Origin of the sequence: Pseudomonas sp. Pc102 (assembly GCF_018408275.1) — a bacterium.
Lineage (GTDB): Bacteria > Pseudomonadota > Gammaproteobacteria > Pseudomonadales > Pseudomonadaceae > Metapseudomonas > Metapseudomonas tohonis.
Map to the genome: position 1 here is coordinate 6,224,723 of NZ_AP021905.1, position 22,491 is coordinate 6,247,213.

The window sequence follows — 22,491 nt, forward strand, 5'->3', positions numbered from 1 at the left end:
TCAGATGCGCTCCAGCTTCGGCAGCCACACGCGGATCAGCGAGAACAGCCGGTCCAGGTCGATGGGCTTGGCCAGGTAGTCGTTGGCACCGGCCTTCATGCACAGGTCCTGGTCGTCCTTCATCGCCTTGGCGGTGACGGCGATGATCGGCAGCTTGGCCCAGCGCGCGTCCTGGCGGATCAGGCGCGTGGCTTCGTAGCCGTCCATCTCCGGCATCATCACGTCCATCAGCACCAGGTCGATGTCGGCCACCTCGTCGAGCTTGTCGATGGCCTCGCGGCCGTTGCGGGCGATCTCCACCCGCGCGCCCTTCTGCTCCAGTGCGCTGGTGAGGGCGAAGATGTTGCGCACGTCGTCGTCCACCAGGAGGATGCGCCGCTCCTCGAATACCTTGTCGCGGCTGCGCGCGGTCTTGAGCATCTTCTGCCGCTCGCTGGAGAGCTCCGACTCGACCTTGTGCAGGAACAGCGTGACCTCGTCCAGCAGCCGCTCGGGCGAGCGCGCGCCCTTGATGATGATAGAGCGCGAGTACTTCATCAGCTCGGCTTCTTCGTCGCGGGTGAGGTTGCGCCCGGTGTAGACGATGACCGGCGGGAAGGAGCAGATGTCCTCGCTGCCCATGCGCTTGAGCAGGTCGTTGCCCTGCATGTCCGGCAGCTTGAGGTCGATGATCATGCAGTCGAACAACGTGTTGCGCAGCAGCTCGAGGGCCTGCTCGCCGAACTCGACGGCGGTGATCTCGATGTCCTCGTCGCCGATCAGGCGGGCGATGCTGTCGCGCTGGAGGGCGTCGTCCTCCACCAGCAGCACGCGCTTGACCTTCTGCGTGAGCTTGGCCTCCAGCTTGCCGAACACATCCTTGAGCTGCTCACGGGTGGTGGGCTTGACCGCATAGCCGATGGCGCCCAGGTGCAGGGCCGCCTCGCTCAGGTCTTCCACCGAGATGACGTGCACGGGGATGTGGCGGGTACGCGGATTGCCTTTCAGGCGCTGCAGCACCGAGAGCCCGGACTCGTCCGGCAGGCGCATGTCGAGGAGGATGGCGTCCGGCGAATGACCGTCGGCCAGCTGGTAGCCCTCGTCGGCACCATGGGCCACCAGGCAGCGGTAGCCGAGTTCATGGGCCAGGTCGTAGAGGATCTGCGCGAACTTGGGCTCGTCCTCGATGACCAGAACGCAGCGCCCGCCCAGCTCGGCCAGGCCGCGATCATCGGGGAAGCTGGGGATGGGTTCGGCGCGGGGCGCCTCCTGGGCCGGCGGCGGGGCGAGGCGCGGAGCCTGGCGTTCCACCGGCGGGCGCTCGACCAGCGCCAGGGGCCCGGCCTCGGCCTCGCCACGGCTCTGGTAGGTTTCCGGCAGCAGCAGGGTGAACAGGCTGCCCTTGCCCGGCTCGCTGGACACCAGGATGGAGCCGCCGAGCAGCTCGGCGAGGTCGCGGGAAATGGACAGCCCCAGGCCGGTGCCGCCGAAGCGCCGGTTGGTGGTGCCGTCGGCCTGGTGGAAGGCCTCGAAGATCGGCTCGAGCTGGTCACTGCGGATACCGATGCCGCTGTCGCTGACGGCGAAGGCGATGCCGCCCTGGGCGCGGCTGACACGCAGGCCGACGGCGCCGTGGTCGGTGAACTTGAAGGCGTTGGAGAGCAGGTTCTTGAGGATCTGCTCGACGCGCTGGCGGTCGGTGTAGAGCACGCTCGGCGCGTCGGCGTCGATGTCCAGGTGGAAAGCCAGGTGCTTCTCGTCGGCCAGCGGCTGGAACACCCCCTTGAGCCCCTCGACCAGGCGCTGGACGTTGGAGTTCTCGGCGCGCACGTCGAGCTTGCCGGCTTCGACCTTGGAGATGTCGAGGATGTCGTTGATCAGGCTCAGCAGGTCGTTACCGGCGGAGTAGATGGACTCGGCGAACTTGATCTGCTCCTCGTTGAGGTTGCCCGCCTGGTTGTCCGCCAGCAGCCTGGCCAGGATCAGCGAGCTGTTGAGCGGCGTGCGCAGCTCATGGGACATGTTGGCGAGGAATTCGGACTTGTAGCGGCTGGCGCGCTGCAGCTCCTCGGCGCGGGCCTCCAGCTCCAGGCGCGCCTGGTTGAGTGCGTTGTTCTTCTCGTCCAGGTCGTCGCGCTGGGCGGCCATTTCCTGGGCCTGCTCGCCGAGCCGCTCGTTGGTCTGCTCCAGTTCGGCCTGCTGGGTCTCCAGATGGGCCTGGGACTCGCGCAGCACGCGGGACTGTTCCTCCAGCTCCTCGTTGGCGGTCTTGAGCTCCTCCTGCTGCACCTGCAGCTCTTCGTTGAGCTGCTGGGTCTCCTCCAGCACCGCCTGCAGGCGCTGGCGGTAGCGGGACGCCTCGAGGGCGGTACCGAGGTTGCTGGCGATCATTTCCAGCAGCGCACTGTCGCGGGGCTCCAGGCGCCTGAGGAAGCCCAGCTCGATGACGCCATTGACCTCGCCATCGCTGAAGGTCGGAACCAGCAGCACGGATTGCGGTTCTACGTCACCCAGCCCGGAATTGACCTTGATATAGCCTGCCGGCAGAGCATCGAGCACGCGCGCGCGCTTCTCGATGGCCACCTGGCCCACCAGGCTCTCGGCGCTGCCGAAGTTCTGCTCGCGCGCTTCCTGCTCGCGGGAGAAGCCGTAGGAGGCGACGCGCTGCAGGCCGCCATGCTCGTCGCGCCCATAGAGCGCCCCCACGGCCATGTCGAGGTAGCCGGCCAGGAACTCCAGCATGTTGCGCCCCAGCACCGGCGGGGTCTGCTGGCCGATGATGCGCTCGGAGAGCCGCGCCTGGCCGTCACGCAGCCAGGCCTGGCGCTGCAGGTGCTCGCTGTGGGCCCTCTGTTGCTCCAGGGAGGCGCTGTAGGTCGAAGACAGCGAGAGCAGTTCGCGGCGCCCGAAGTAGGCCAGCAGGCCACTCAGGCTGAGGCTGAAGAGCAGGTAGAGGACGATGGTGAGGATCGCCGTATCGCTGGCCTTCTCGTTGCGCTCGTGGCGCAGCTGGCGCTCCAGGTTGATGAAGATGCGGTACTGCTCGCGGATGCCGTCGACCAGTTGCTTGCCGCGCCCTTCGCTGACGGTGTCCACCACGTCCAGGCCGTTGCGCTTGCGCTCGATCATCTCCTTGGCGAAGCGATCCCACTCCTCCTGCAGCGCTTCGATGGTGCGCACGCGCTCCACCTGGGGCGGGTTGTCCTTGACCATCTCGCGCAGGCCGGCCATGGCCGCCCTGATGCGCGGGCGCGCCTGCTCGTAGGGCTGCAGGAAGGCGGCGTTGCCGGAGATCAGGTAACCGCGCAGGCCCGACTCCTGGTCCACGGACAGGCGCAGGCCGTCGTTGGCGTTGCTGATGACGATATCGGTGTGTTCGACCCAGCTCAGCACGTAGAGCAGGTAGGAAATCAGCGCCACGAAGAGCATGGCCCCGAGCACACCGACACCCAGCGGCAGGGCGACGTTGCGGGCGAGAATGCGCCGGAAACTCTTCTCGTCGGTGGAATTTTCGTGAGTCATCTGGGGGTTCCCTGGCCTGGTGCCTAAAATCACCGATCTATTGGGGATATCGAAGGGTTTCGCATGGTAATGCGCCCGTTCCCTTTAACCAATCACCCCCGTCACATGGCAAATCGACACCAAGTGCCAGGGTTCCGCTTGGAACACGGGGAGCGGGAAAAAGGTTCATCAAGAAAAAGGGAATTTTTTCCGGCCGCCCATTTCAAAGTTATCCCGCTCCGGATTGCGCGCATGCGCCTCGAATGAAAGCGATGGAATCCAGCCAAAACGGACACCTCCAGCCCATGCAGGCGACGCCGCCGGACCTTTGCGTCGGGCCTGCGGCAGCGGGTGACTTCCTCACCAGCAGCGGGGCCATGGCTCCACTGATACGCGCCCACGACTGGAGCGCCACGCCGCTGGGCCCCCTGGAGGGCTGGTCGGGGCCCCTGAAGTCGATCCTCGGCGTCGGCCTCAACGCGCGCTTTCCCGTCTGCATCTATTGGGGCCGGGACTACCACCTGCTCTACAACGACGCCTACAGCGCGATTCCCGGCGACAAGCATCCCGCCGCCCTGGGCCGGCCGGCGCGGGAGGCCTGGTCGGACATCTGGGACACGCTCGAGCCGATGTTCGACGGCATCATGCAGACCGGCATCGCCGTGCACACCGAGGACGGACTGCTGCCGATGCAGCGCTTCGGCTATGTCGAGGAGTGCTACTTCAATTACAACGTCAGCCCGATCTTCGGCCCCGACGGCCGCCCGGTGGGGCTGTTCAACACGGTGATCGAAACCACCGCGCAGGTGCTGGAGAACCGCCGCGTACGCCTGCTCAGCGATCTGCGCAGCAGTACCCGCAACGCCACCAATCCCGACGAAACCTGCCAGATCGCCCAGACGATGCTGGCCATGGCCGGCGCCGACCTGCCCTTCTGCCTGCTCTACCGCCTCGACGGGGACGGCCGCAGCGCCCGGCTTGCAGTGCGCTGCGGGCTCGAAGCGGACAGCCCACTGGCCCCCGCGACGATCGACCCGGGCGATGCCGACGGGCCCTGGGACCTGTCGATCGGCATGCCTGCGCAGGATTGCACGCTCGCCACGGCGCTGCCGCTCGCCCCCTGGCCGGAGGCGGTGACCCGTGCACGCATCCTGCCGTTGCTGGAGCCACAGGGTGAAGCCCGGACGCTGGGCTTCCTGGTCTGCGGCATCAGCCCCCGCCGGCAGCTGGATGAGCGCTACAGCGCCTTCCTCGACGAACTCGCCGGCAGCCTGGCGAACGACCTGCAACGCAGCGCGCGCCACGCCGAGGAGGCCCAGCGCCTGCACCTGCGCACCCTGGAGCGCGACCGCATCTGGAACCTGAGCCAGGACCTGCTCTGCGTCGCCGACCAGCAGGGGCGCCTGCTCAGCATCAACCCGGCCTGGACCGCCACCCTGGGCTGGAGCGAGGAGGAGCTGCTGGGCCGCACGACACATTGGCTGGAGCACCCGGACGACATCCCCGGCACCGACAAGACCCGCCAGGCGCTGGCCGAAGGGCAGCGCATCTGGCGCTTCGAGAACCGCCTGCGCCACCGCGACGGCAGCTACCGCTGGCTGTCCTGGAGCGCCACCCCGGAAAACGACATCCAGTACGGCAACGGCCACGACATCACCGAGGAAAAACGCACCGCCGAGGTGCTCCAGCGCACCGAAGAAGCGCTGCGCAACGCCCAGCGCATGGAGGCGGTCGGGCAACTGACCGGTGGCATCGCCCACGACTTCAACAACCTGCTGGCGGGCATCCGTGTCGGCCTCGACCTGATCCGCCGGCGCCTGCCCGACGAGGCGCGCCGGGACCTGGAGCGCTTCATCGACGCTGCCACCGATTCGGCGGAGCGGGGCGCCGCGCTGACCCACAACCTGCTTTCCTTCGCCCGCCGGCAGGCCCTGGACATCCAGCCGGTACGCCTGGAGACCCTGCTCGCGGCACACCGCCAGCGCCTGGCAGAACGGGCAGGCCCTGCGGTCGAGCTGGAGCTGCAGGTGGAGGAGCTGCCCGCCAGCGTGCTGTGCGACGCCGAGCAGTTGCGCAAGGCGCTGGAACACCTGGTGGACAACGCCCGTGAGGCGATGCCCGACGGCGGCCGGCTGCTGATCCGCGCCAGCGCTCCGGAAGCCGCACCGGAAGAATCCGAGGGTGCCCCCATGGGCCATCTGCTGCTGGAGGTCCGCGACACCGGGCATGCCATGGACGAACGGGTGCTGAGCCACGCCTTCGAGCCCTTCTTCACGACGAAACCGCTGGGTCAGGGAAGCGGGCTGGGGCTGTCCATGGTATATGGCTTCATCAAACAGACCGGAGGCCAGATCCGCCTGCAGAGCATTGCCGGTCAAGGCACCTGTGTCAGCCTTCTATTACCGCGAGGTCCCGTTTTGTCGGAACAACCAGAGAACCCAATCGAGCAACCGACGACGGCCGCCAGCCGTGAAACCGTACTGGTGGTGGAAGACGCCGATGTCGTGCGCATGCTGACGGTCGAGGTGCTGGACGAGCTCGGCTACCAGGTGCTGGAAGCCTGCGATGGCCAGCAGGCCTTGGCGATCCTGCGCAGCGACACCGAGATCGACCTGCTGCTCACCGACATCGGCCTACCCGGCATGAACGGCCAGGAACTGGCCGCCGTGGCCCGTGAGCTGCGACCGGGCCTGCGGGTGCTGTTCGCCACCGGCTACGCCGAGATCGTCAGCATCGACGGCAGCGAGCTGGCCACCCAGATGGACATGATCGCCAAGCCCTTCTCCATCGACGAACTGCGCGACAAGGTCGCCAGCCTGCTGGATGGCCGCGGCAAGACCCGCTGAGACGCCCTGCCCCACTTCCGCCTGGCACTGGAATTGCGAGCGGTTTGCGCGTAGGGTGCGCCGCCTTTGCGTCGAACCCAGGCAAAAACCGTCTTTTCTTGCGTTTGCGCGACAATCGTCTGCATCCATGCGACAAGCCCCACAAGCGAGCCGGCGCGGTACCAGTACCGCCCTTGGCGCCCCCTGGGGCCTATGCTAGGTTGGCCTCCTTCGCCAGGAAGGCCGATCGCAGCCGGAGCGCATCCGAACAATAAGAGGAACCCCCATGGCCGAGGCCACGCCCGCGCTAGAAATCCGCAACCTGCACAAACGCTACGGCGATCTTGAAGTGCTCAAGGGCATCTCCCTTACCGCCCGCGATGGCGACGTCATCTCCATCCTCGGCTCTTCCGGCTCCGGAAAGTCCACCTTCCTGCGCTGCATCAACCTGCTGGAAAACCCTCACAAGGGCCAGATCATCGTCGCCGGTGAAGAACTCAAGCTCAAAGCCGCCCGCACGGGCGAGCTGGTCGCCGCCGACAGCAGGCAGATCAACCGCCTGCGCAGCGAGATCGGCTTCGTATTCCAGAACTTCAACCTGTGGCCACACATGACCGTCCTCGACAACATCATCGAGGCACCGCGCCGCGTGCTCGGCCAGAGCAAGGCGGAGGCCACCGAAATAGCCGAGGCCCTGCTGGCAAAGGTCGGCATCGCCGACAAGCGCCACGTCTACCCCGCCCAGCTCTCCGGCGGCCAGCAGCAGCGCGCGGCGATCGCGCGCACCCTGGCAATGCAGCCTAAAGTGATCCTGTTCGACGAACCCACCTCGGCGCTCGACCCCGAGATGGTACAAGAAGTGCTTAACGTGATCCGCGCGCTCGCCGAAGAGGGCCGGACCATGCTGCTGGTGACCCACGAGATGAACTTCGCCCGCCAGGTGTCCAGCGAGGTGGTCTTCCTCCACCAGGGCCTGGTCGAAGAGCAGGGGACGCCACAACAGGTGTTCGAAAACCCGAACTCGGCGCGCTGTAAACAATTCATGTCCAGCAATCGCTAAACACGGAGCAACATCGCATGAAGAACTACAAGAAGATCCTGCTGGCCGCTGCCGCCACCCTGGCCTTCGGGACCAGCGCCGTCGCCGCCGACAAACTCAAGATCGGTACCGAAGGCGCCTACCCACCCTTCAACCTGATCGACGCCAGCGGCCAGGTCGGCGGCTTCGACGTCGAGATCGCCCAGGCCCTCTGCGCCAAGATGAAGGCCGAGTGCGAAGTGGTCACCTCCGACTGGGACGGCATCATCCCGGCCCTGAACGCCAAGAAATTCGACTTCCTCGCCGCCTCCATGTCGATCACCGAGGAGCGCAAGCAGGCCGTCGACTTCACCGACGCCTACTACACCAACAAGCTGCAGTTCATCGCCCCCAAGGACGCTGACTTCAAGACCGACAAGGCCAGCCTGAAAGGCAAGGTCATCGGTGCCCAGCGCGCCACCATCGCCGGCACCTGGCTCGAAGACAACATGGCCGACGTCGTCGACATCAAGCTCTACGACACCCAGGAGAACGCCTACCTGGACCTGTCCTCCGGCCGTCTCGACGGCGTCCTGGCCGACAAGTTCGTCAACTGGGAATGGCTCAAGAGCGATGCCGGCAAAGGCTTCGAATTCAAGGGCGAACCGGTGTTCGACAACGACAAGATCGCCATCGCCGTGCGCAAGGGCGACCCGCTGCGCGAGAAGCTGAACGCGGCCCTGAAGGAAATCGTCGCTGACGGCACCTACAAGAAGATCAACGACAAGTACTTCCCCTTCAGCATCTATTGATGCCCGCCTGACCGGCGCCGCCCACGCGGCGCCGGTCCCCAGCAGTAGCCTTGCAGATGAACCTCGACCTCTACGGATTCGGCCCCGCCCTGGCGGCCGGCACCCTCATGACCATCAAGCTGGCGCTCTGCGCGCTGTCGCTCGGTCTGGTGCTGGGCCTGCTCGGCGCCCTGGCCAAGACTTCCCCCAAAAAGCCGCTGCAGTGGCTTGGCGGAACCTATTCCACCCTGGTACGCGGTGTGCCCGAGCTGCTCTGGGTCCTGCTGATCTATTTCGGCACCGTGAACCTCATGCGCGCCATCGGCGAGAAGATCGGCGTGCCCGGCCTGGAGCTGTCGGCCTTCGCCGCCGGCACCATCGCCCTGGGCCTGTGCTTCGGCGCCTACGCCACCGAGGTGTTCCGCGGCGCCATCCTGGCCATCCCCAAGGGGCATCGTGAGGCGGGCCTGGCGCTCGGGATGTCCAACGGGCGCATCCTCTGGCGCCTGATCCTGCCGCAGATGTGGCGCATCGCCCTGCCGGGCCTGGGCAACCTGTTCATGATCCTGATGAAGGACACCGCGCTGGTCTCGGTGATCGGCCTCGAGGAAATCATGCGGCGCTCGCAGATCGCCGTGACCGCCAGTAAGGAGCCCTTCACCTTCTACATGGTGGCGGCCTTCATCTACCTGGGCCTGACCATCCTCGCGATGATCGGCATGCACTGGCTCGAAAAACGCGCCGGACGCGGCTTCAAGAGGAGCGCGGCATGAACTGGGACGTGATCGTCAAATACCTGCCGCGCCTGTTCGACGGGGCGCTGCTGACCCTGGAGCTGGTGGCCATCGCCGTGGTCGCCGGGCTGATCCTCGCCCTGCCCATGGGCATCGCCCGCTCCTCGCGCCACTGGTACGTGCGCGCCCTGCCGTACGGCTACATCTTCTTCTTCCGTGGCACACCGCTGCTGGTCCAGCTGTTCCTGGTCTACTACGGCCTCGCCCAGTTCGACCTGGTGCGCAAGGGCCCGCTCTGGCCCTACCTGCGTGACCCGTTCTGGTGTGCGGTCATCACCATGACCCTGCACACGGCGGCCTATATCGCCGAGATCATCCGCGGCGCCATCCAGGCCATCCCGCCGGGCGAGATCGAGGCCGCGCGGGCGCTGGGCATGTCGCAGTTCAAGACCCTGGTGCACATTGTCCTGCCGCGCGCTGCGCGCATCGGCCTGCCGGCGTACAGCAACGAGGTGATCCTTATGCTCAAGGCCAGCGCCCTGGCCAGCACCGTGACCCTGCTGGAACTCACCGGCATGGCCCGCACCATCATCGCCCGCACCTACCTGCCGGTTGAAATCTTCTTCGCCGCCGGGATGTTCTATCTGGTGATCGCCTTCCTTCTGGTGCGCGGCTTCCGCCTGCTGGAACGCTGGCTGCGCGTCGACGCCTGCCAGGGCCGCTGACCAGGCGCCGCCCCTCGCCACGAGGGGCGGCGTTATACTGCGCGTCCGACCGCCTTTATCCTCCCCGTCATGCCAAGCCCCGCGCCCCTTCAGGGCCCCCTGCTGCTCGAACGCTTAGCCGCGCTGGATGAGTTCCTCAGCCACGGCTACCCGTTGTGGCACCCGGAGCCTTTCACCGAGCTGCGCCTGGGCTGGGAAGACCAACTGCCCGATCTCGCCCGCTGGCTTCGCAGCCGCAGCCTGGAGCAGGCGGAAGCCAGCCATGGCCTGTTGCAGCTGCCCGATGCGCCTGCGCCCTTCCCCGGGCTGGCCGGCCGCTCGCGCGAGCTGGCCGAGATCGGCGCCTTCGACCAGGCCCCAGCGCGCGAGTGGCCGTCCGCCTTATGCCTCGACGTACCCGGGCGCAAATGGCAGCAGATCCAGGCCTTCGCCGGTAGCCTGCGGTTCAGCCGGGCGCCCCGTCACTGGCTCGACTGGTGTGCCGGCAAGGGCCACCTGGGGCGCAGCCTGGCCCACCCTGATGCGGCGCTCACCTGCCTGGAATTCGACCCCCTGCTGGTGGAAGACGGCCAGCGCCTCAGCGACCGGCTCGGGATCGACGCATCGCACCGGCTGCAGGACGTGATGGCCTGCAACACCGCCGCCCAGCTGCGCCCCGAACACACCGCCATCGCCCTGCATGCATGCGGCGACCTGCACGTACGCCTGCTGCACCTGGCCAGCGACCAGGGCTGTGGACAACTGGCCGTGGCGCCCTGCTGCTACAACCGCATCAGCGAACAGCACTACCAGCCCCTGTCCACCGCCGCGCAACGCTCCAGCCTGCGCCCGGACCGGCGGGACCTGCGCCTGGTGCAGAGCGAAACCGTCACCGCCGGCGCCCGCGTCCGTCGCCAGCGCGACCAGTCCATGGCCAGGCGCCTGGCCTTCGACCTGCTGCAGCGGGAGCAGCGCGGCATCGACCTCTACCTGCCCACGCCCTCGCTACCGGTGAGCTGGCTGGAGAAACCCTTCGAGCGCTACTGCCACGACCTCGCCGAATTGAAGGGCCTGGTCCCTCCCGCTTCACGCGATTGGGATCGGCTGGAAGCCCAGGGCCGGGAACGCCTGGCCCAGGTGCGCAACCTCGAACTGCTGCGCGCCCTCTTCCGCCGCCCGCTGGAGGTCTGGCTGTTGCTCGACCGCGCCCTGTTCCTCCAGGAGCGCGGCTACCGGGTGCAGGCAGGCCGCTTCTGCGAACACCGCCTCACCCCCCGCAACCTCCTGCTGCTCGCGGAGCGCAGCGACTTGCCCACAGAACCTGTGGATAACTTTGTTGATGATTTATGAGCAACTGCCCGAACGCCCATCCGGGCAAGGCCTGCTGAGAATTGATCGCTTTTTGAGCAAAAAATAAATCATCAGAAAAACAGCCAGTTACGCCATTCCGCGATCCGGATCACAGATCGCGAGTACTCCCGTGCCAAAAACCTCACACTTGTGCATAAGCCCACGCCTTCTGATTCTGAGCAGCACCATCAGGTGGTTTACTCAGCCCAGCCAATCGCTATAATGGCCGCCCCTTGCCGGTATAGCTCAGCTGGTAGAGCAACTGACTTGTAATCAGTAGGTCCCGGGTTCGATTCCTGGTGCCGGCACCATATTTCTCTAGGTCTCCAGCCCATCAAGGGCGCGACCAACGCGGCTTAACGTAACAAGCCGCGTAACAAGCAGAACGCATCGCACGTATGCGCATGCGCCCCACGCGCGAAACCTGTTTCTCAGGTAGTGGGGGGTCTGCAAAAAGAGTAATTTTTGTAATCTTTTCCAGAGCCCGAGCCTAACCCCTTGATTTCCGGGGCTTTTCAGGATGGGTAAAAAGGTAATTTCTGAGTAACAAAGTAGTAACCAGATTACCTTTCTGAGATGTGATTTCTCATTTTCAAAAAATCCTTTCCAATCAACGGGTTAGGCGAAAACTGAAATCCTGATTACATAAAGATTACCTACTTTTGTAATCCTGAAAGCCCCGGTTGGCGCGGGCTCCAGGGCAACTAGCCCCTGGGATTACCGAAATTACTCTTTTCAGAAATCGCCCCCCATCCCCAGCATTTCCCTGCTTCATCCGCTCCCCCTCGAAATGCCCTTTGCTGCAGGGTTTCGCAGGTTTTTCGCGCGTTACACATACCCGACCCAGCCCAGCACCTGGGCCTCGCTGGCAGCCCCGCAGGGGTGCAGAAAAAGCGACCCATTTAGCCCGCAGGCGTGGCGGGGGGACGACTCCGCGCCGCCGGGTGCGACGGCCTCGCTTTGGGTCTAGGATTTGGGGTCATGATTGACGCGCGCAGAGGCGCAGCATGCCGGTGGAGGGGCATCATGAACTTGCCAGATGGGGTGTACCGAATCGTGTGTCGAAACGGCTCAGGGATGAATGTGGAGGTTCGGGCAGATCGGGTTCTACCGATCGATCCGGGATATGAGGTACGCGGTGAGATCCTGGTCGAGGACCTGACTTTCAATCTGAATAGGTGGGATGAGCCCCTGGAGCTGGTTGCGGGGCTCATTAAGCAGGGTGACAAGCGCTACTCTTACACGGTACGTGAGTATCTCAGACCTTGGCCGGCAGCTCGGTCGGATTGAACCGCACCACCTCCTCCCCCAACCACTCATTCACCTGCTGAAGCCGCGCCTGTAGCGGCTCCAGCTCGTTCTGCACCCACACCTCCGTCGCCTCCTTGATCGATCCGAAGCCCCCGGCGTTCTGCGGCACGATGCCCATGAGCTGCGGAGGGATTCGTAGTCCCGCGAGCATGTCGTCGCGGGTGATGTTCTTGATCGAGCCGAACTCGTCCTTGGCTGCCACCTCGCTGACCGGGATCAGCTGCAGGCCCTCCTTCTTGCCGTTCGGGGCGTAGACGAACAGGTTGCGGAAGTTGCCCGGGCCCTTGGCGTTCTTGAGGGCGTTGCGCAGCGCGTCGATGTCCTCCTCCTTCTGCGCCGCGTCGGTCATGTACAGGATGAATCCGGCGTGCGAGCCGTTGTTGTAGTACTTGCGGCGGAACAGTGTGGCCGATTCGTTGAGCAGCCCGGACTGGAGGGCCGCCAGCCACTCGGGCATGCCGTAGACCTCCTGGTGAATGTCTGCCTCGCGCAGGTGGCAGATGGTTCCCTTCTCGAATTCGTGCTCGTCCTTCCACCCACGCACCAGGTAGTAGCGCTCCAGGTCCTCGCCGCGTCGCATGTACTTGGCCAGGCAGGGCTGCAGGGCCACCGAGGTGCCCAGCATCGACCGGCGCCGCTCGAGGTAGGCGTTGCCCGACCAGAGCCAGTCGAGGGCGAACTGCTCGAAGGCCGGCCGCGAAAGCAGGCGATGGGGGATGAATGACCGGGCCAGCATGTTGCGTTTGAACGTGAGCCCCGACTGCATGTACACGCTCGCCGTGATCGACCGGGACAGGCCATCCAGGGAGAGCGGCGGCTCATACCAGCGGCCGTTGAAGGCGCACTCCAGGTAGTCGAAGATCTCGCGACCGCTGAGGACAGGGGTCGGGTCGCCAAAGGTGAAGGCCTCAACGCCTGCGGGTACTGCGGCTGGGGTGTCGGTGGTCATTACTGAAGCTCCATGAAGCCGGTGTTGGAGGTGGTCTGGCCCTCGAGCGGCTCGTTCTGCAGGGCGTGGAATAGGGCCCAGGCCAGGTCGGCATGGCCGGTGGTTTCGGTGCGGCCGGCGGTATAGGTCATGTGCCGGCCGCTGGTGGTCATCGTCTTGCGGATGGCCATGAGAGCCTGCGCGAAGTCGGTCCAGCCGGCGTCGAACTCGAGCCGGCCCTTGTGGATCACGTCGTAGGCCTTGAGCACCAGGCGCGTCTTCACCTCCGGCGAGTAGCTGAAGGTCACCAGGTTGGGGAAGAACTGCTTCACCAGCTGCGCGACGCCGGAGCCCATACCGGTGGTATCGATACCGATGTAGGTGACCCAGAAGCGCTCGGTGATCTGCTTGATCACCTTGGCCTGGGCGGCAAAGTCCATGCCCCTGAACTGGTGCTTCTCCAGCACGCGGAAGGTGCCGCCCGGTATCTGGGGCGGTGCCAACACCACCAGGCCGGCGGTGTCGCCGGTTTCGGCCGGGTCGTAGCCCACCCACACCGGCCAGCTGGCATAGGGGCGCTTGGTGAAGGGCTTGTACTCGCCCTCCCACTTCACCCAGCTGTCCACCATGCAGGGCTGCAGCATGGCAAGGGGGAACACCGAAGCGCCGTCGTCGACGAACTCGCACATCAGCAGGTTGGCGAAGGCCTCGGGCGAGTACTCGAAGCGCAGCTCGTCGATATCGAACAGGTCGCAGCCCCGGTCGGCCGCGTCCATGATCGTCACGATCTGCCGCCACATCTTGTCTTCGCACAGCCGGCCCTGCTGCAGCGTGCCGTGGCTCACGTCGACCTTCAGGTGCTGGGCCACCGGCTTGCCCTTGTTGAACCGCTCCCCCGTCCAGAACGAATACGCCTCGTGGGCCATGCTCGAGGGCGTCGAGAAGTAGGTCTTGCGCCACTTCTTGTGCATCGCCATGCCCGAGGCGACCTTGTTCAGCTCGTCGAACTTGAAGGTCCAGAAGAACTCGTCGAAGTAGAAATTGCCGTGGTAGCCCTGGGCCGTGCGGGCGTTGGTACCGAGGAAGTGCAGCTCGGCGCCGTTGGGCAGGATGATCGGGTCGCCGGTGAGATCGACGCCCGTGACTTCGCGCGCAAAGGCCTGGATGTACGCCTTGAAGATGTGCGCCTGGTTCTTCGAGGCCGACAGGAAGATCTGGTTGCGCCCGGTGGTCAGGGCGTCGATCAGGGCCTCGCGGGCGAAGTAGTAGGTGGCGCCGATCTGGCGCGACTTCAGGATGACGCGGGTGCGCTGGTTTCCGGCCCGGTACCAGTCCTTCTGGTAGTCGAAGCAGCCATCAAGGAACGCCTCGACCAGCAGCTCGACTTGGTCCTCGCTGAACTCGTTGCGCCGGGGCTTCTTCTTCGGCTCCGCGTTGCGCTTGGCCAGCTCCGGGTTGAGGTCCGTCTCGCTGCCGCCGCCCTGGTACCGCTCAATCCGCGCCTGCCGCTCCAGCTGCCGGTGCAGTAGGTCAATCTCCTTGAAGTCGCCGCCGGTCTTGCCGTCCTTGAGGATCAGCTGCACGAGCCGCGCCTCCAGCGCCCCCCCGATGCGCTCGACGTTGCCCGCCCGGTCCCACTCGTCCCGGGCCTTCCAGCTGTGCAGGGTCTTTTCCTTCTCGCCCAACAGATCGGCGATATCGGTGACGCGCCAACCCATCCAGTACAGGTGCTTGGCGTGGCGGCGGGGATCAGTGGGCAATTGGGCGATGGCATTCATGGCGCCGATGCTGCCGCCCGCGCGCGAAGCACACCCGCGCCGCCCGTTGTAGAGCCGGCGCGTACAAGCCAGGCGCGTTGCCCGGCTCGCGCCGTCTGCCGACCATGCCCCTCAACGCCGACTGCGGCAAAGCAGCCCAAATTGAGGACAACCCATGAAGAAATTTCGCTCCAAGTGGCTCCGCGTTGCCGTGGAAGGCGCCACTACCGACAAGCGCGAGATCAAGCGCAGCTGGCTGGAGCAGGCCGCCAAGAACTTCAACCAGGCCACCTACGGCGCGCGCATCTGGCTGGAGCACTACCGCAGCCTGCTACCGGACAGCCCCTTCAAGGCCTACGGCGATGTGGTCGCGCTGAAGACCGAAGAGGTCGAAATCGCCGGTGTGAAGAAGCTGGCCCTGTTCGCCCAGCTGGAGCCCTCCAACGAGCTGATCGCCCTGAACAAGGCCAAGCAGAAGATCTACACCTCGATCGAGATCGACGAAAACTTCGCCGACAGCGGCGAGGCGTACATGGTGGGCATTGCGGTCACCGACTCGCCCGCCAGCCTGGGCACCGACGTGCTCGCGTTCTCCGCCGAGAAACCGGAATCCAGCCCGTTCCGCGACCGCCACTACTCCGCAACCTCCATGTTCACCGAGGCCATCGAGGCCAACCTCGAATTCGAAGAGGTCGCCGACCAGGTCGGGCTGTTCAGCAGCCTGAAGACCGCTATCAGCGACCTCGTCAACAAGGGTAAGGACAAGGACGGCAGGGATGCCACTTCCTTCAAGGAGCTGGGCGAGGCCCTGGAGGGCCTGGTCACCTTCGCCACCCAGCAGCAGGAGCGCGCGACCAAGACCGACGCCGCCCTCACCAGCCTCACCCAGAAGCTGGAGCAGATCACCACCGACTTCACCGCGCTGAAGGATCAGCTCGGCACGACCCAGGACCTCAGCCAAAGACAACGCCCGCCGGTCACCGGTGACAAGCAGCACGTCGTAACTGACTGCTGATCCCCAGGAAAAGCACTCAGCCAAGGATCAACCGGAGAGACCCATGCGTAACGACACTCGAAAAGCCTTCAATGCATACCTAGCGCAGGTGGCAGCCCTCAACGGCGTGGAAAGCGCCGCAACCAAGTTCGCCATCGAGCCGAGCGTCCAGCAGAAGCTTGAACAGCGAATGCAGGAGTCCAGCGAGTTCCTGGGCCAGATCGGCATTGTCGGCGTCGACGAACTGATCGGCGAGAAGGTCGGCATCGGCGTCAGTGGCACCATCGCCAGCCGTACCGACACCACCGGCAACGGCGTGCGTACGCCCCGCGACGTATCGGCCCTGGACAACCAGAAGTACGAGGCCAAGCAAACCGACTTCGACACCGCCATCCGCTATTCCCAGCTGGACGCCTGGGCCAAGTTCCCCGAGTTCCAGGCCCTGCTGCGCGACGCCATCATCAAGCGCCAGGCCCTGGACCGCATCATGATTGGCTTCAACGGTACCAGCGTCGCGCCGACCACCAACCGCAGCACCAACCCGCTGCTGCAGGACGTCAACATCGGCTGGCTGCAGCAGTACCGCACCAATGCCCCTCAGCGGGTGCTGAAGGAAGGCAAGGCCACCGGCAAGATCGTCATCGGCAACGGTTCCACCGCCGACTACAACAACATGGACGCCCTGGTATTCGACGCCGTGGCCAACCTGCTGGACCCGTGGCACCGCAAGGACCCCGGCCTGGTCGTGATCCTCGGCAGCAACCTGGTGCACGACAAGTACTTCCCCCTGGTGAACAAGGAACAGCCGGCGTCCGAGAAACTCGCCACCGACATGATCCTGTCGCAGAAGCGCATGGGCGGTAAGCAGCCGGTCGAAGTCCCCTACGTGCCGGACGGCGCCATGCTCATCACCTCGCTGCAGAACCTGGCCATCTACTGGCAGATCGGCGGCCGCCGCCGCTACGTCCAGGAGAACCCGAGCAAGAACCGCATCGAGAACTACGAGTCCAGCAACGACGCCTATGTCGTCGAGGACTACGGCCTCGGCTGCCTGGTCGAAAACATCGAGCTGCTGGAGGCCTGACGCCATGGCCCTTAGCCCCGCCAAACGCCACTTCATCAAGGCATCCGCCGCCCTCGCGGCCGAAACCACCCCGCATGGCGAAACCGTGGAAGGCCTGCCGGCCTACGAGCAGCAGCTCGCGCAGCTGCACCAGGACCGCCTGCGCCTGAGCCAGATCCAGGGCAACGAGCGCAAGGCCGAGCTCAAGCGCGAGCTGACCCCGGCCTATGCGCCCTACGTGGAAGGAGTGCTCGAGGCGGGGCAAGGCGCCCAGGACGAGGTGCTGGTCACCCTGATGGTCTGGCGCATCGACACCGGCGACTACCAGGGCGCCCTGGACATCGCCGAATACGTGTTGGCCCACAACCTCAGCCTGCCTGATCGCTTCGAGCGCTCCAGCGGCTGCCTGGTCGCCGAGGAGATCGCCGAGGCCGCGCTCAAGGCGCAAAAGGCCAAGGACAGCTTCGACCTCGAGGTTCTGCACCGCACCATCGCCATCACCGACGACCAGGACATGCCCGACGAGGCGCGGGCCAAGCTCTACCTCGCCGCCGGCCGCGCCACGCTGGAAGGCCTCACGTTGGACAACCCCGGCCCCGCCGGGAAGGTCCAGGCCGGCGCCGATTTGCTCAAGCGCGCGATCGAGCTGCACAGCATGTGCGGCGGCAAACAGGCCTACGACGCAGCCATCAAGCTGCAAACCAAACTCGCCGCCCTGCAGGGCGGCTAACCGAGCGGTCCCCCGCAACCCGGGCGGCTCGGGGCCGATCAGCAGGTCACTCCATCCTCGCTGTGACGCCCCGACCACCGCCCCCTAATTCCGAGCGCAGCGCATGAGCGGTTTCGTGGCCGGCGGTCCCTCCGCCCCCTTCAACCTGGTCAACGACGGCTTCTGGCCGGATATCGACGCCAACGAGCTGCGCGCTGCCCAGCGCATCGACGGCACCATCACCAACGCCCGGCTCGAAATGGCCATCGTCAACGCCATGCTCAGCGTCAACGGCGACCTAGTGCACCGTCGCGCCGAATGGATCGCCGCCGGCCACGCGACCCTGGCCGATGTGCCGAGCCTGAAGGTCAACGACATCAGCGGCCTGGTGCATGCCTACAACCGCGCCGTCTACAGCGCCGTCAGCGCCGAGGTCGCCGAGCGCTACCGCAGCTTCGACGCCACCAACAGCGGCGAGAAGAAGGCCGCCGAGGAAGTCGACAGCATCGCCGAGTACCGCCGCGACCAGCGCTGGGCCGTTCGCGACCTGCTGGGCATCGGCCGCACCACGGTGGAACTGATCTGATGAGCACCGTGCGCGCGCTCCAGGGCGACACAGTCGACGCCATCTGCTGGCGCCAGTACGGGCGCACGGCGGGCGTCACCGAGGCCGTGCTCGAGGCCAACCCCGGCCTCGCCGACCTGGGCGCGCAGATCCCCCAGGGCACCCTGATCACCCTCCCCGAGCAAGCCCCCCAACCTCAACGCCAGATGGTGAACTTATGGGACTGATCTACCTCGCCCTCTACAAAGCCCGGGGCACACTGTTCAACCGCCTCATTCGCCTGTGGACGCGCTCGCCCTACAGCCACTGTGAACTGGTCATGCCCGACGGCCGCTGGCTATCCGCGTCCGGCCGTGACGGCGGCGTGCGCGCCAAGCGCATCGAGCTGGACCTCGCGCACTGGGACCTGATCCCGCTGCCCTGGGCCGACGCCCAGTTGATCGAGCAGGTCTTCGCCGAGCACGAGGGCAAGGGCTACGACTGGCTCGGCCTGCTCGGCAGCCAGCTGGTACCGCTCACCATCGACAACCCGCGCCGCATGTTCTGCAGCGAGTTCTGTGCCGCCGCCCTGGGCTTCCCCCTGGCGCAGCGCTACAGCCCCGCGCTGCTCGGTGAAGTCGTGCACCGCATCCACTCCATCACCAACGCCGGACAATGGAATGAAGCGCATGCCTGACCGTCCCGAAACCTGGGCCTTCCTCAGCGTCTGGCTGGAGCACAACTGGCCCGGGGTCTATGCCGCCATCCTCGCCGGCATGATCGCCGGCCTGCGCGTGGTCTACGGCGGCGGCAACCTGCGCCGCGTGCTGCTCGAGGCCTCGCTCTGCGGCCTGCTGGCCCTGGCCGTAAGCCACGGCATCGGCCTGGTGGGCATCCCATCCGAAAGCGCCCCGTTCTTCGGCGGCGCCATCGGCCTTCTGGGCGTCGAAGGCACCCGTGCCGCCGCCCGCCGATTCTTCAACCGCAAGGTAGACACCCTATGACCCGGCTCAAACACGGCGATCGCTCGCAGGCGGTCGCGCAGCTGCAGAAATCCCTCAATGCGCGCGGCGCCAACCTGGTGGCCGATGGCGACTTCGGCGACGCGACCGAGAAAGCCGTCCGCGCCTACCAGGCCAGCATCGGCCTGGTGGTGGACGGCGTCGCCGCCGGCAAGACCCTCGCCGCGCTGGCCGGCGCCGATGTGTCGCGCCTGCTCAAGCACCAGGATCTGGTAGCCGCCGCCAAACGCCTGGGCGTTGAGCTGGCTGCCGTCTACGCCGTCAACGAGGTGGAGAGTGCCGGCGAAGGCTTCCTCAGCAATGGCCGACCCGCAGTGCTGTTCGAGCGGCACGTCATGTTCGATCGCCTCAAGCTGGCCCGCGCTCCGGGCGACGACGTGCAGCAGCTGGAGCAGCGCGCCCTGGATCTGGCGGTGAAATACCCCAACCTGGTCAACGCCAAGCCCGGCGGCTATGCCGGAGGCACCGCCGAGCACCAACGCCTGGCCAGCGCCCGTCAACTGGACGACACCTGCGCCCTCGAGGCAGCCAGCTGGGGTGCCTTCCAGATCATGGGCTACCACGCCACGACCCTGGGCTACGCCAGCGTGCAGGCCTTCGTTGAGTGCATGCAGCGCAGCGAGGCCGAGCAGCTCGAGGCCTTCGTCCGTTTTATCGAAGCCGACCCGGCCCTGCTCAAGGCCCTGAAGGGCAGGAAGTGGGCGGAGTTCGCCAAGCGCTACAACGGCCCGGCCTACGCCCGGAACCTCTACGACGTGAAGCTCGAGCGCGCCTACGAGCGCCACAGCGGCACCCACGCGCAGAAGGCGGCGGCGTGACCACGCTGCGCCAGGTCCTCCTCGGTAGTGCCTTGCTGCTCGTCCTGGGCGTGCTGCTCTGGACCCAGCACCTGCGCACCCAGGCCGAAGACGCCCGCGCCGAGCTGGACGGCCAGCGCCTGCTGCATGCCGAGCAGCGCATCGAGCGCCAGGCCCAGACCATCACCCAGTTCGACCAGGCCCTTCAGGCCGAACGCACCGCCCAGGCCGCGCTGCGCACCCTCCAGAACCAGCTGCGCCAGGGCCTGGCCGAGCGCGAGCGCACGATCAAGGAGTTGAGTCATGACGATCCTTCACTTCGGGCGTGGGACGCTGAGCCTTTGCCTGGCGCTGCTCGTGGGCTGCGCGAGCGGCCCGCCCTCACCGGAGCCGCTGCCTATCGCGATTGGCTGTCCCGCAGTGGTGCCGTGCAGCCTGCCGGCAACAGCGCCGGCCAGTAACGGCGACCTGCTCACCGATACCGAGCGCCTCGAGACCGCCTGGGCTGAATGCGCCGCCCAGGTCGACATGATCTACAACCACCAACAGCCGAGGGCTGACCCGTGAACAAGCCCAGCAGTCTGCGCAACCACCTGATCGGCGCCGTTGCCGAGCTGAAGAACGACCCCGACCGGGTGTTGATCTTCATCGACAGCGGCAATGTGCGCTGCACTGCGGCTCCGAGCCTGTCCTTCGAGTACGTCTACGAGCTGCAGGTCATCCTCACCGACTTTGCCGGCCACCCCGACGCCGTCTTCCTGCCGCTGCTGGCCTGGCTGCAGGTGAATCAGTCGGAGCTGCTGCACAACCTGGAGCGCTCCAAGGAGGCCATCCAGTTCGAGGTGGACGTCCTAGCCAACGACAAGGTCGACATGTCCATCAAGCTGCCGTTGACCGAGCGCGTGGTCGTGCAACGCCAGCCCGATGGGCGCTACGACCTCAGCCACCCCGAGGAACCGCAGTACAGCGCGCAGACCGAGGTGGACGGCGACATCCAGGTCTTCGCCAACGGGGAGCTGCTGGCCAGCTGGCCGGCGGTCGCGCCGGCTGATGTCCTCCTGCTCGACATGCCCTTCCCACCGGTGCCAAACCGTGGCTGACACCCTGGACGACCTGAGCACGTGGCTCACCCCGCTGATGCTGCGCCTCGAGCCAGCCCAGCGGGCGCGCCTGGCTCGTGACGTCGCCCAGGCTCTGCGCCGCAGCCAGCAGCAGCGCATCATCGCCCAGCGCAACCCCAACGGCACCGCCTACGAACCCCGCAAGGCGCGGCAGCTCCGTGGCAAAACCGGGCGCATCAGGCGCAAAGCCAAGATGTTCACCAAGTTGCGCACCGCCCGCTACCTCAAGGCCCGGGGCACCGCAGACGAGGCCGCTGTCAGCTTCGCCGGCCGCATCAGCCGCATCGCCCGCGTCCACCAGTTCGGCCTACGCGATCGCGCCGAGCGCGGCGCACCGGATGTGCAGTACGCCCAGCGCGAACTGCTCGGCCTGACCGAAGCCGAGCGCGAGCGCCTCCGCGACCAGGTGCTCGCCTACCTCACGGCCTGATTGCCGCACCTGGTTGATCTGCACTTCGAACGGATGGCAATGTGCCCACTCAACACGACGGGAGTTCAAGGATGTCCTCTGTAGAAACGAAGCGCATTGCGCTGCTCATCGACTGCGATAACGTGAGCCACAACTCGATTGAAGGGGTGCTGGAGGAGTTGGCCAAGTACGGCATGGTCAATATCCGGCATGCACACGGAAACTGGAGCTCGCCGAATCTCGGGGGCTGGACCGAAAAGCTTCACCCTTTCGCCATTCGGCCCATGCAGCAGTTCGCCTTCACCAAGGGCAAGAACGCCACTGACTCCGCGATGATCATCGACGCGATGGATCTGCTGTACAGCAAGAACGTCGACGCCTTTGCTCTAATGACCAGCGACAGCGACTTCACCCCCCTGGTCCTGCGATTGCTCGAAAGCGGATTGCCCGTCTACGGCTTCGGGGAAAAAAAGACTCCAACCCCCTTTGTAGATGCCTGTTCCCAGTTCATCTACACCGAAAACCTGGTCCGCGAAGATGAGGAGAAGCAGGCGGCGGAAGGGCCTAAGCGTCCTCAGAAGCGAACCCGTAATGACCTGCGTAGCGATACCTCGCTGGTACGTCTGCTCAGGACTGCGGCAGCCCAGACTACGGATGTCGATGGGTGGTCCCACCTAAGCAAGGTCGGCGACTACATCCGCAACAACAGTTCTTTTTCCGCCATCAACTACGGCTACAAGACCCTCGGGGACCTGGTGCGGGCTTCTGAGCTATTCGAGATATCAATGCGTCATGGTGGGACTGCCATGTTTATCAAGGATGCCCGCCGCCCGATTGCCGAGCTGGCCGCAGCACTGGACAAAGCGTAAGGCTCTGACTGTGTTGTACGTGGCGTAGCTACAAACCCACCCAGCTGCACCCCTCGCGCGTGACC

21 protein-coding genes, 1 tRNA gene and 1 pseudogene are annotated in these 22,491 nt (G+C 65.6%); 20 read left to right on the top strand and 3 right to left on the bottom strand.

The window, feature by feature from the left end:
* Positions 1-3,501, bottom strand: a complete 3,501-nt coding sequence (locus PHLH3_RS28335; protein ID WP_213626873.1) for a response regulator — start codon at positions 3,499-3,501, stop codon at positions 1-3.
* Positions 3,502-3,857: 356 nt separating this feature from the next.
* Between PHLH3_RS28335 and PHLH3_RS28340 the strand changes: the two genes are divergently transcribed.
* The 7 genes from PHLH3_RS28340 to PHLH3_RS28370 all read left to right on the top strand — a co-directional run bounded on the left by PHLH3_RS28340 (position 3,858) and on the right by PHLH3_RS28370 (position 11,213).
* On the top strand, positions 3,858-6,326 hold the full coding sequence (locus tag PHLH3_RS28340; RefSeq protein ID WP_213626875.1) for a PAS domain-containing sensor histidine kinase: 2,469 nt from the start codon (positions 3,858-3,860) through the stop codon (positions 6,324-6,326).
* A 265-nt stretch (positions 6,327-6,591) separates the two neighbouring features.
* On the top strand, positions 6,592-7,365 hold the full coding sequence (locus tag PHLH3_RS28345) for an ABC transporter ATP-binding protein (protein ID WP_111260755.1): 774 nt from the start codon (positions 6,592-6,594) through the stop codon (positions 7,363-7,365).
* A 17-nt stretch (positions 7,366-7,382) separates the two neighbouring features.
* Entirely contained in the window at positions 7,383-8,135 is a 753-nt protein-coding gene (locus tag PHLH3_RS28350; protein WP_021218649.1) for an ABC transporter substrate-binding protein, read from the top strand.
* 56 nt (positions 8,136-8,191) lie between these two features.
* On the top strand, positions 8,192-8,887 hold the full coding sequence (locus tag PHLH3_RS28355; protein WP_173170942.1) for an ABC transporter permease: 696 nt from the start codon (positions 8,192-8,194) through the stop codon (positions 8,885-8,887).
* On the top strand, positions 8,884-9,573 hold the full coding sequence (locus tag PHLH3_RS28360; protein ID WP_213626877.1) for an ABC transporter permease: 690 nt from the start codon (positions 8,884-8,886) through the stop codon (positions 9,571-9,573). Before PHLH3_RS28355 ends, PHLH3_RS28360 begins: the two co-directional genes overlap by 4 nt.
* A 69-nt stretch (positions 9,574-9,642) precedes the next feature.
* A complete protein-coding gene (locus tag PHLH3_RS28365; protein WP_213626879.1) occupies positions 9,643-10,902 on the top strand; it encodes a methyltransferase in 1,260 nt (419 codons plus the stop codon).
* Positions 10,903-11,137: 235 nt separating this feature from the next.
* Positions 11,138-11,213, top strand: a tRNA-Thr gene (locus PHLH3_RS28370).
* Between the two features lie 947 nt (positions 11,214-12,160).
* On the opposite strand, the gene PHLH3_RS28375 is transcribed toward PHLH3_RS28370, so the two are convergent.
* Both PHLH3_RS28375 and PHLH3_RS28380 read right to left on the bottom strand, forming a co-directional pair.
* Positions 12,161-13,162, bottom strand: a complete 1,002-nt coding sequence (locus PHLH3_RS28375; protein WP_213626880.1) for a phage portal protein — start codon at positions 13,160-13,162, stop codon at positions 12,161-12,163.
* On the bottom strand, positions 13,162-14,919 hold the full coding sequence (locus tag PHLH3_RS28380) for a terminase ATPase subunit family protein (protein ID WP_213626882.1): 1,758 nt from the start codon (positions 14,917-14,919) through the stop codon (positions 13,162-13,164). Before PHLH3_RS28380 ends, PHLH3_RS28375 begins: the two co-directional genes overlap by 1 nt.
* A gap of 154 nt (positions 14,920-15,073) precedes the next feature.
* On the opposite strand from PHLH3_RS28380, the gene PHLH3_RS28385 reads away from it, so the two are divergent.
* The 13 genes and pseudogenes from PHLH3_RS28385 to PHLH3_RS28440 all read left to right on the top strand — a co-directional run bounded on the left by PHLH3_RS28385 (position 15,074) and on the right by PHLH3_RS28440 (position 22,426).
* Positions 15,074-15,913 (top strand): GPO family capsid scaffolding protein, encoded by an 840-nt coding sequence (locus PHLH3_RS28385; protein ID WP_213626884.1) that lies wholly within the window; start codon positions 15,074-15,076, stop codon positions 15,911-15,913.
* A gap of 43 nt (positions 15,914-15,956) precedes the next feature.
* Positions 15,957-16,976 (top strand): phage major capsid protein, P2 family, encoded by a 1,020-nt coding sequence (locus PHLH3_RS28390; protein WP_213626886.1) that lies wholly within the window; start codon positions 15,957-15,959, stop codon positions 16,974-16,976.
* Between the two features lie 4 nt (positions 16,977-16,980).
* The gene (locus tag PHLH3_RS28395; RefSeq protein ID WP_213626888.1) at positions 16,981-17,685 is read left to right on the top strand and encodes a terminase endonuclease subunit; all 705 of its coding nucleotides are present in this window, start codon (positions 16,981-16,983) and stop codon (positions 17,683-17,685) included.
* Between the two features lie 103 nt (positions 17,686-17,788).
* Positions 17,789-18,250, top strand: a complete 462-nt coding sequence (locus PHLH3_RS28400; protein WP_213626890.1) for a head completion/stabilization protein — start codon at positions 17,789-17,791, stop codon at positions 18,248-18,250.
* Entirely contained in the window at positions 18,250-18,456 is a 207-nt protein-coding gene (locus PHLH3_RS28405) for a tail protein X (protein WP_213626891.1), read from the top strand. Before PHLH3_RS28400 ends, PHLH3_RS28405 begins: the two co-directional genes overlap by 1 nt.
* Entirely contained in the window at positions 18,447-18,905 is a 459-nt protein-coding gene (locus PHLH3_RS28410) for a hypothetical protein (RefSeq protein ID WP_213626893.1), read from the top strand. The genes PHLH3_RS28405 and PHLH3_RS28410 overlap by 10 nt, the downstream gene beginning before the upstream one ends.
* Positions 18,889-19,212 carry a phage holin, lambda family gene (locus PHLH3_RS28415; RefSeq protein WP_213626895.1) on the top strand — a complete coding sequence of 108 codons (324 nt, stop codon included), beginning with the start codon at positions 18,889-18,891 and terminating at the stop codon, positions 19,210-19,212. The genes PHLH3_RS28410 and PHLH3_RS28415 overlap by 17 nt, the downstream gene beginning before the upstream one ends.
* Positions 19,209-20,048, top strand: coding sequence for an N-acetylmuramidase family protein (locus tag PHLH3_RS28420; protein WP_213626897.1), 840 nt, complete (start codon positions 19,209-19,211; stop codon positions 20,046-20,048). Before PHLH3_RS28415 ends, PHLH3_RS28420 begins: the two co-directional genes overlap by 4 nt.
* A 50-nt stretch (positions 20,049-20,098) precedes the next feature.
* A pseudogene (locus PHLH3_RS30555) lies at positions 20,099-20,410 on the top strand (LysB family phage lysis regulatory protein); the annotation flags it as partial.
* Positions 20,331-20,594 carry an Rz1-like lysis system protein LysC gene (lysC, locus tag PHLH3_RS28425; RefSeq protein ID WP_213626899.1) on the top strand — a complete coding sequence of 88 codons (264 nt, stop codon included), beginning with the start codon at positions 20,331-20,333 and terminating at the stop codon, positions 20,592-20,594. The pseudogene PHLH3_RS30555 and the gene lysC, both read left to right, overlap by 80 nt.
* Positions 20,591-21,127: a phage tail protein gene (locus PHLH3_RS28430; RefSeq protein WP_213626901.1), complete on the top strand. Its 537-nt coding sequence runs from the start codon at positions 20,591-20,593 to the stop codon at positions 21,125-21,127. Before lysC ends, PHLH3_RS28430 begins: the two co-directional genes overlap by 4 nt.
* Complete coding sequence (locus tag PHLH3_RS28435; RefSeq protein ID WP_213626903.1) at positions 21,120-21,578, top strand: phage virion morphogenesis protein; 459 nt, start codon at positions 21,120-21,122, stop codon at positions 21,576-21,578. The genes PHLH3_RS28430 and PHLH3_RS28435 overlap by 8 nt, the downstream gene beginning before the upstream one ends.
* A gap of 71 nt (positions 21,579-21,649) precedes the next feature.
* A complete protein-coding gene (locus PHLH3_RS28440; protein WP_213626904.1) occupies positions 21,650-22,426 on the top strand; it encodes an NYN domain-containing protein in 777 nt (258 codons plus the stop codon).
* Positions 22,427-22,491 lie beyond the last annotated feature (65 nt).

What these genes read in the sequence shown, in the direction of transcription:
- PHLH3_RS28335 (WP_213626873.1), bottom strand. Translation starts at nt 3,501, where the DNA reads ATGACTCACGAAAATTCCACCGACGAGAAGAGTTTCCGGCGCATTCTC.
- PHLH3_RS28345 (WP_111260755.1), top strand. Translation starts at nt 6,592, where the DNA reads ATGGCCGAGGCCACGCCCGCGCTAGAAATCCGCAACCTGCACAAACGC.
- PHLH3_RS28405 (WP_213626891.1), top strand. Translation starts at nt 18,250, where the DNA reads ATGAGCACCGTGCGCGCGCTCCAGGGCGACACAGTCGACGCCATCTGC.
- PHLH3_RS28440 (WP_213626904.1), top strand. Translation starts at nt 21,650, where the DNA reads ATGTCCTCTGTAGAAACGAAGCGCATTGCGCTGCTCATCGACTGCGAT.
- PHLH3_RS28355 (WP_173170942.1), top strand. Translation starts at nt 8,192, where the DNA reads ATGAACCTCGACCTCTACGGATTCGGCCCCGCCCTGGCGGCCGGCACC.
- PHLH3_RS28390 (WP_213626886.1), top strand. Translation starts at nt 15,957, where the DNA reads ATGCGTAACGACACTCGAAAAGCCTTCAATGCATACCTAGCGCAGGTG.
- PHLH3_RS28375 (WP_213626880.1), bottom strand. Translation starts at nt 13,162, where the DNA reads ATGACCACCGACACCCCAGCCGCAGTACCCGCAGGCGTTGAGGCCTTC.
- PHLH3_RS28420 (WP_213626897.1), top strand. Translation starts at nt 19,209, where the DNA reads ATGACCCGGCTCAAACACGGCGATCGCTCGCAGGCGGTCGCGCAGCTG.
- PHLH3_RS28395 (WP_213626888.1), top strand. Translation starts at nt 16,981, where the DNA reads ATGGCCCTTAGCCCCGCCAAACGCCACTTCATCAAGGCATCCGCCGCC.
- PHLH3_RS28385 (WP_213626884.1), top strand. Translation starts at nt 15,074, where the DNA reads ATGAAGAAATTTCGCTCCAAGTGGCTCCGCGTTGCCGTGGAAGGCGCC.
- PHLH3_RS28365 (WP_213626879.1), top strand. Translation starts at nt 9,643, where the DNA reads ATGCCAAGCCCCGCGCCCCTTCAGGGCCCCCTGCTGCTCGAACGCTTA.
- PHLH3_RS28400 (WP_213626890.1), top strand. Translation starts at nt 17,789, where the DNA reads ATGAGCGGTTTCGTGGCCGGCGGTCCCTCCGCCCCCTTCAACCTGGTC.
- PHLH3_RS28360 (WP_213626877.1), top strand. Translation starts at nt 8,884, where the DNA reads ATGAACTGGGACGTGATCGTCAAATACCTGCCGCGCCTGTTCGACGGG.
- PHLH3_RS28350 (WP_021218649.1), top strand. Translation starts at nt 7,383, where the DNA reads ATGAAGAACTACAAGAAGATCCTGCTGGCCGCTGCCGCCACCCTGGCC.
- PHLH3_RS28340 (WP_213626875.1), top strand. Translation starts at nt 3,858, where the DNA reads ATGGCTCCACTGATACGCGCCCACGACTGGAGCGCCACGCCGCTGGGC.
- PHLH3_RS28415 (WP_213626895.1), top strand. Translation starts at nt 18,889, where the DNA reads ATGAAGCGCATGCCTGACCGTCCCGAAACCTGGGCCTTCCTCAGCGTC.
- PHLH3_RS28380 (WP_213626882.1), bottom strand. Translation starts at nt 14,919, where the DNA reads ATGAATGCCATCGCCCAATTGCCCACTGATCCCCGCCGCCACGCCAAG.
- lysC (WP_213626899.1), top strand. Translation starts at nt 20,331, where the DNA reads ATGACGATCCTTCACTTCGGGCGTGGGACGCTGAGCCTTTGCCTGGCG.
- PHLH3_RS28410 (WP_213626893.1), top strand. Translation starts at nt 18,447, where the DNA reads ATGGGACTGATCTACCTCGCCCTCTACAAAGCCCGGGGCACACTGTTC.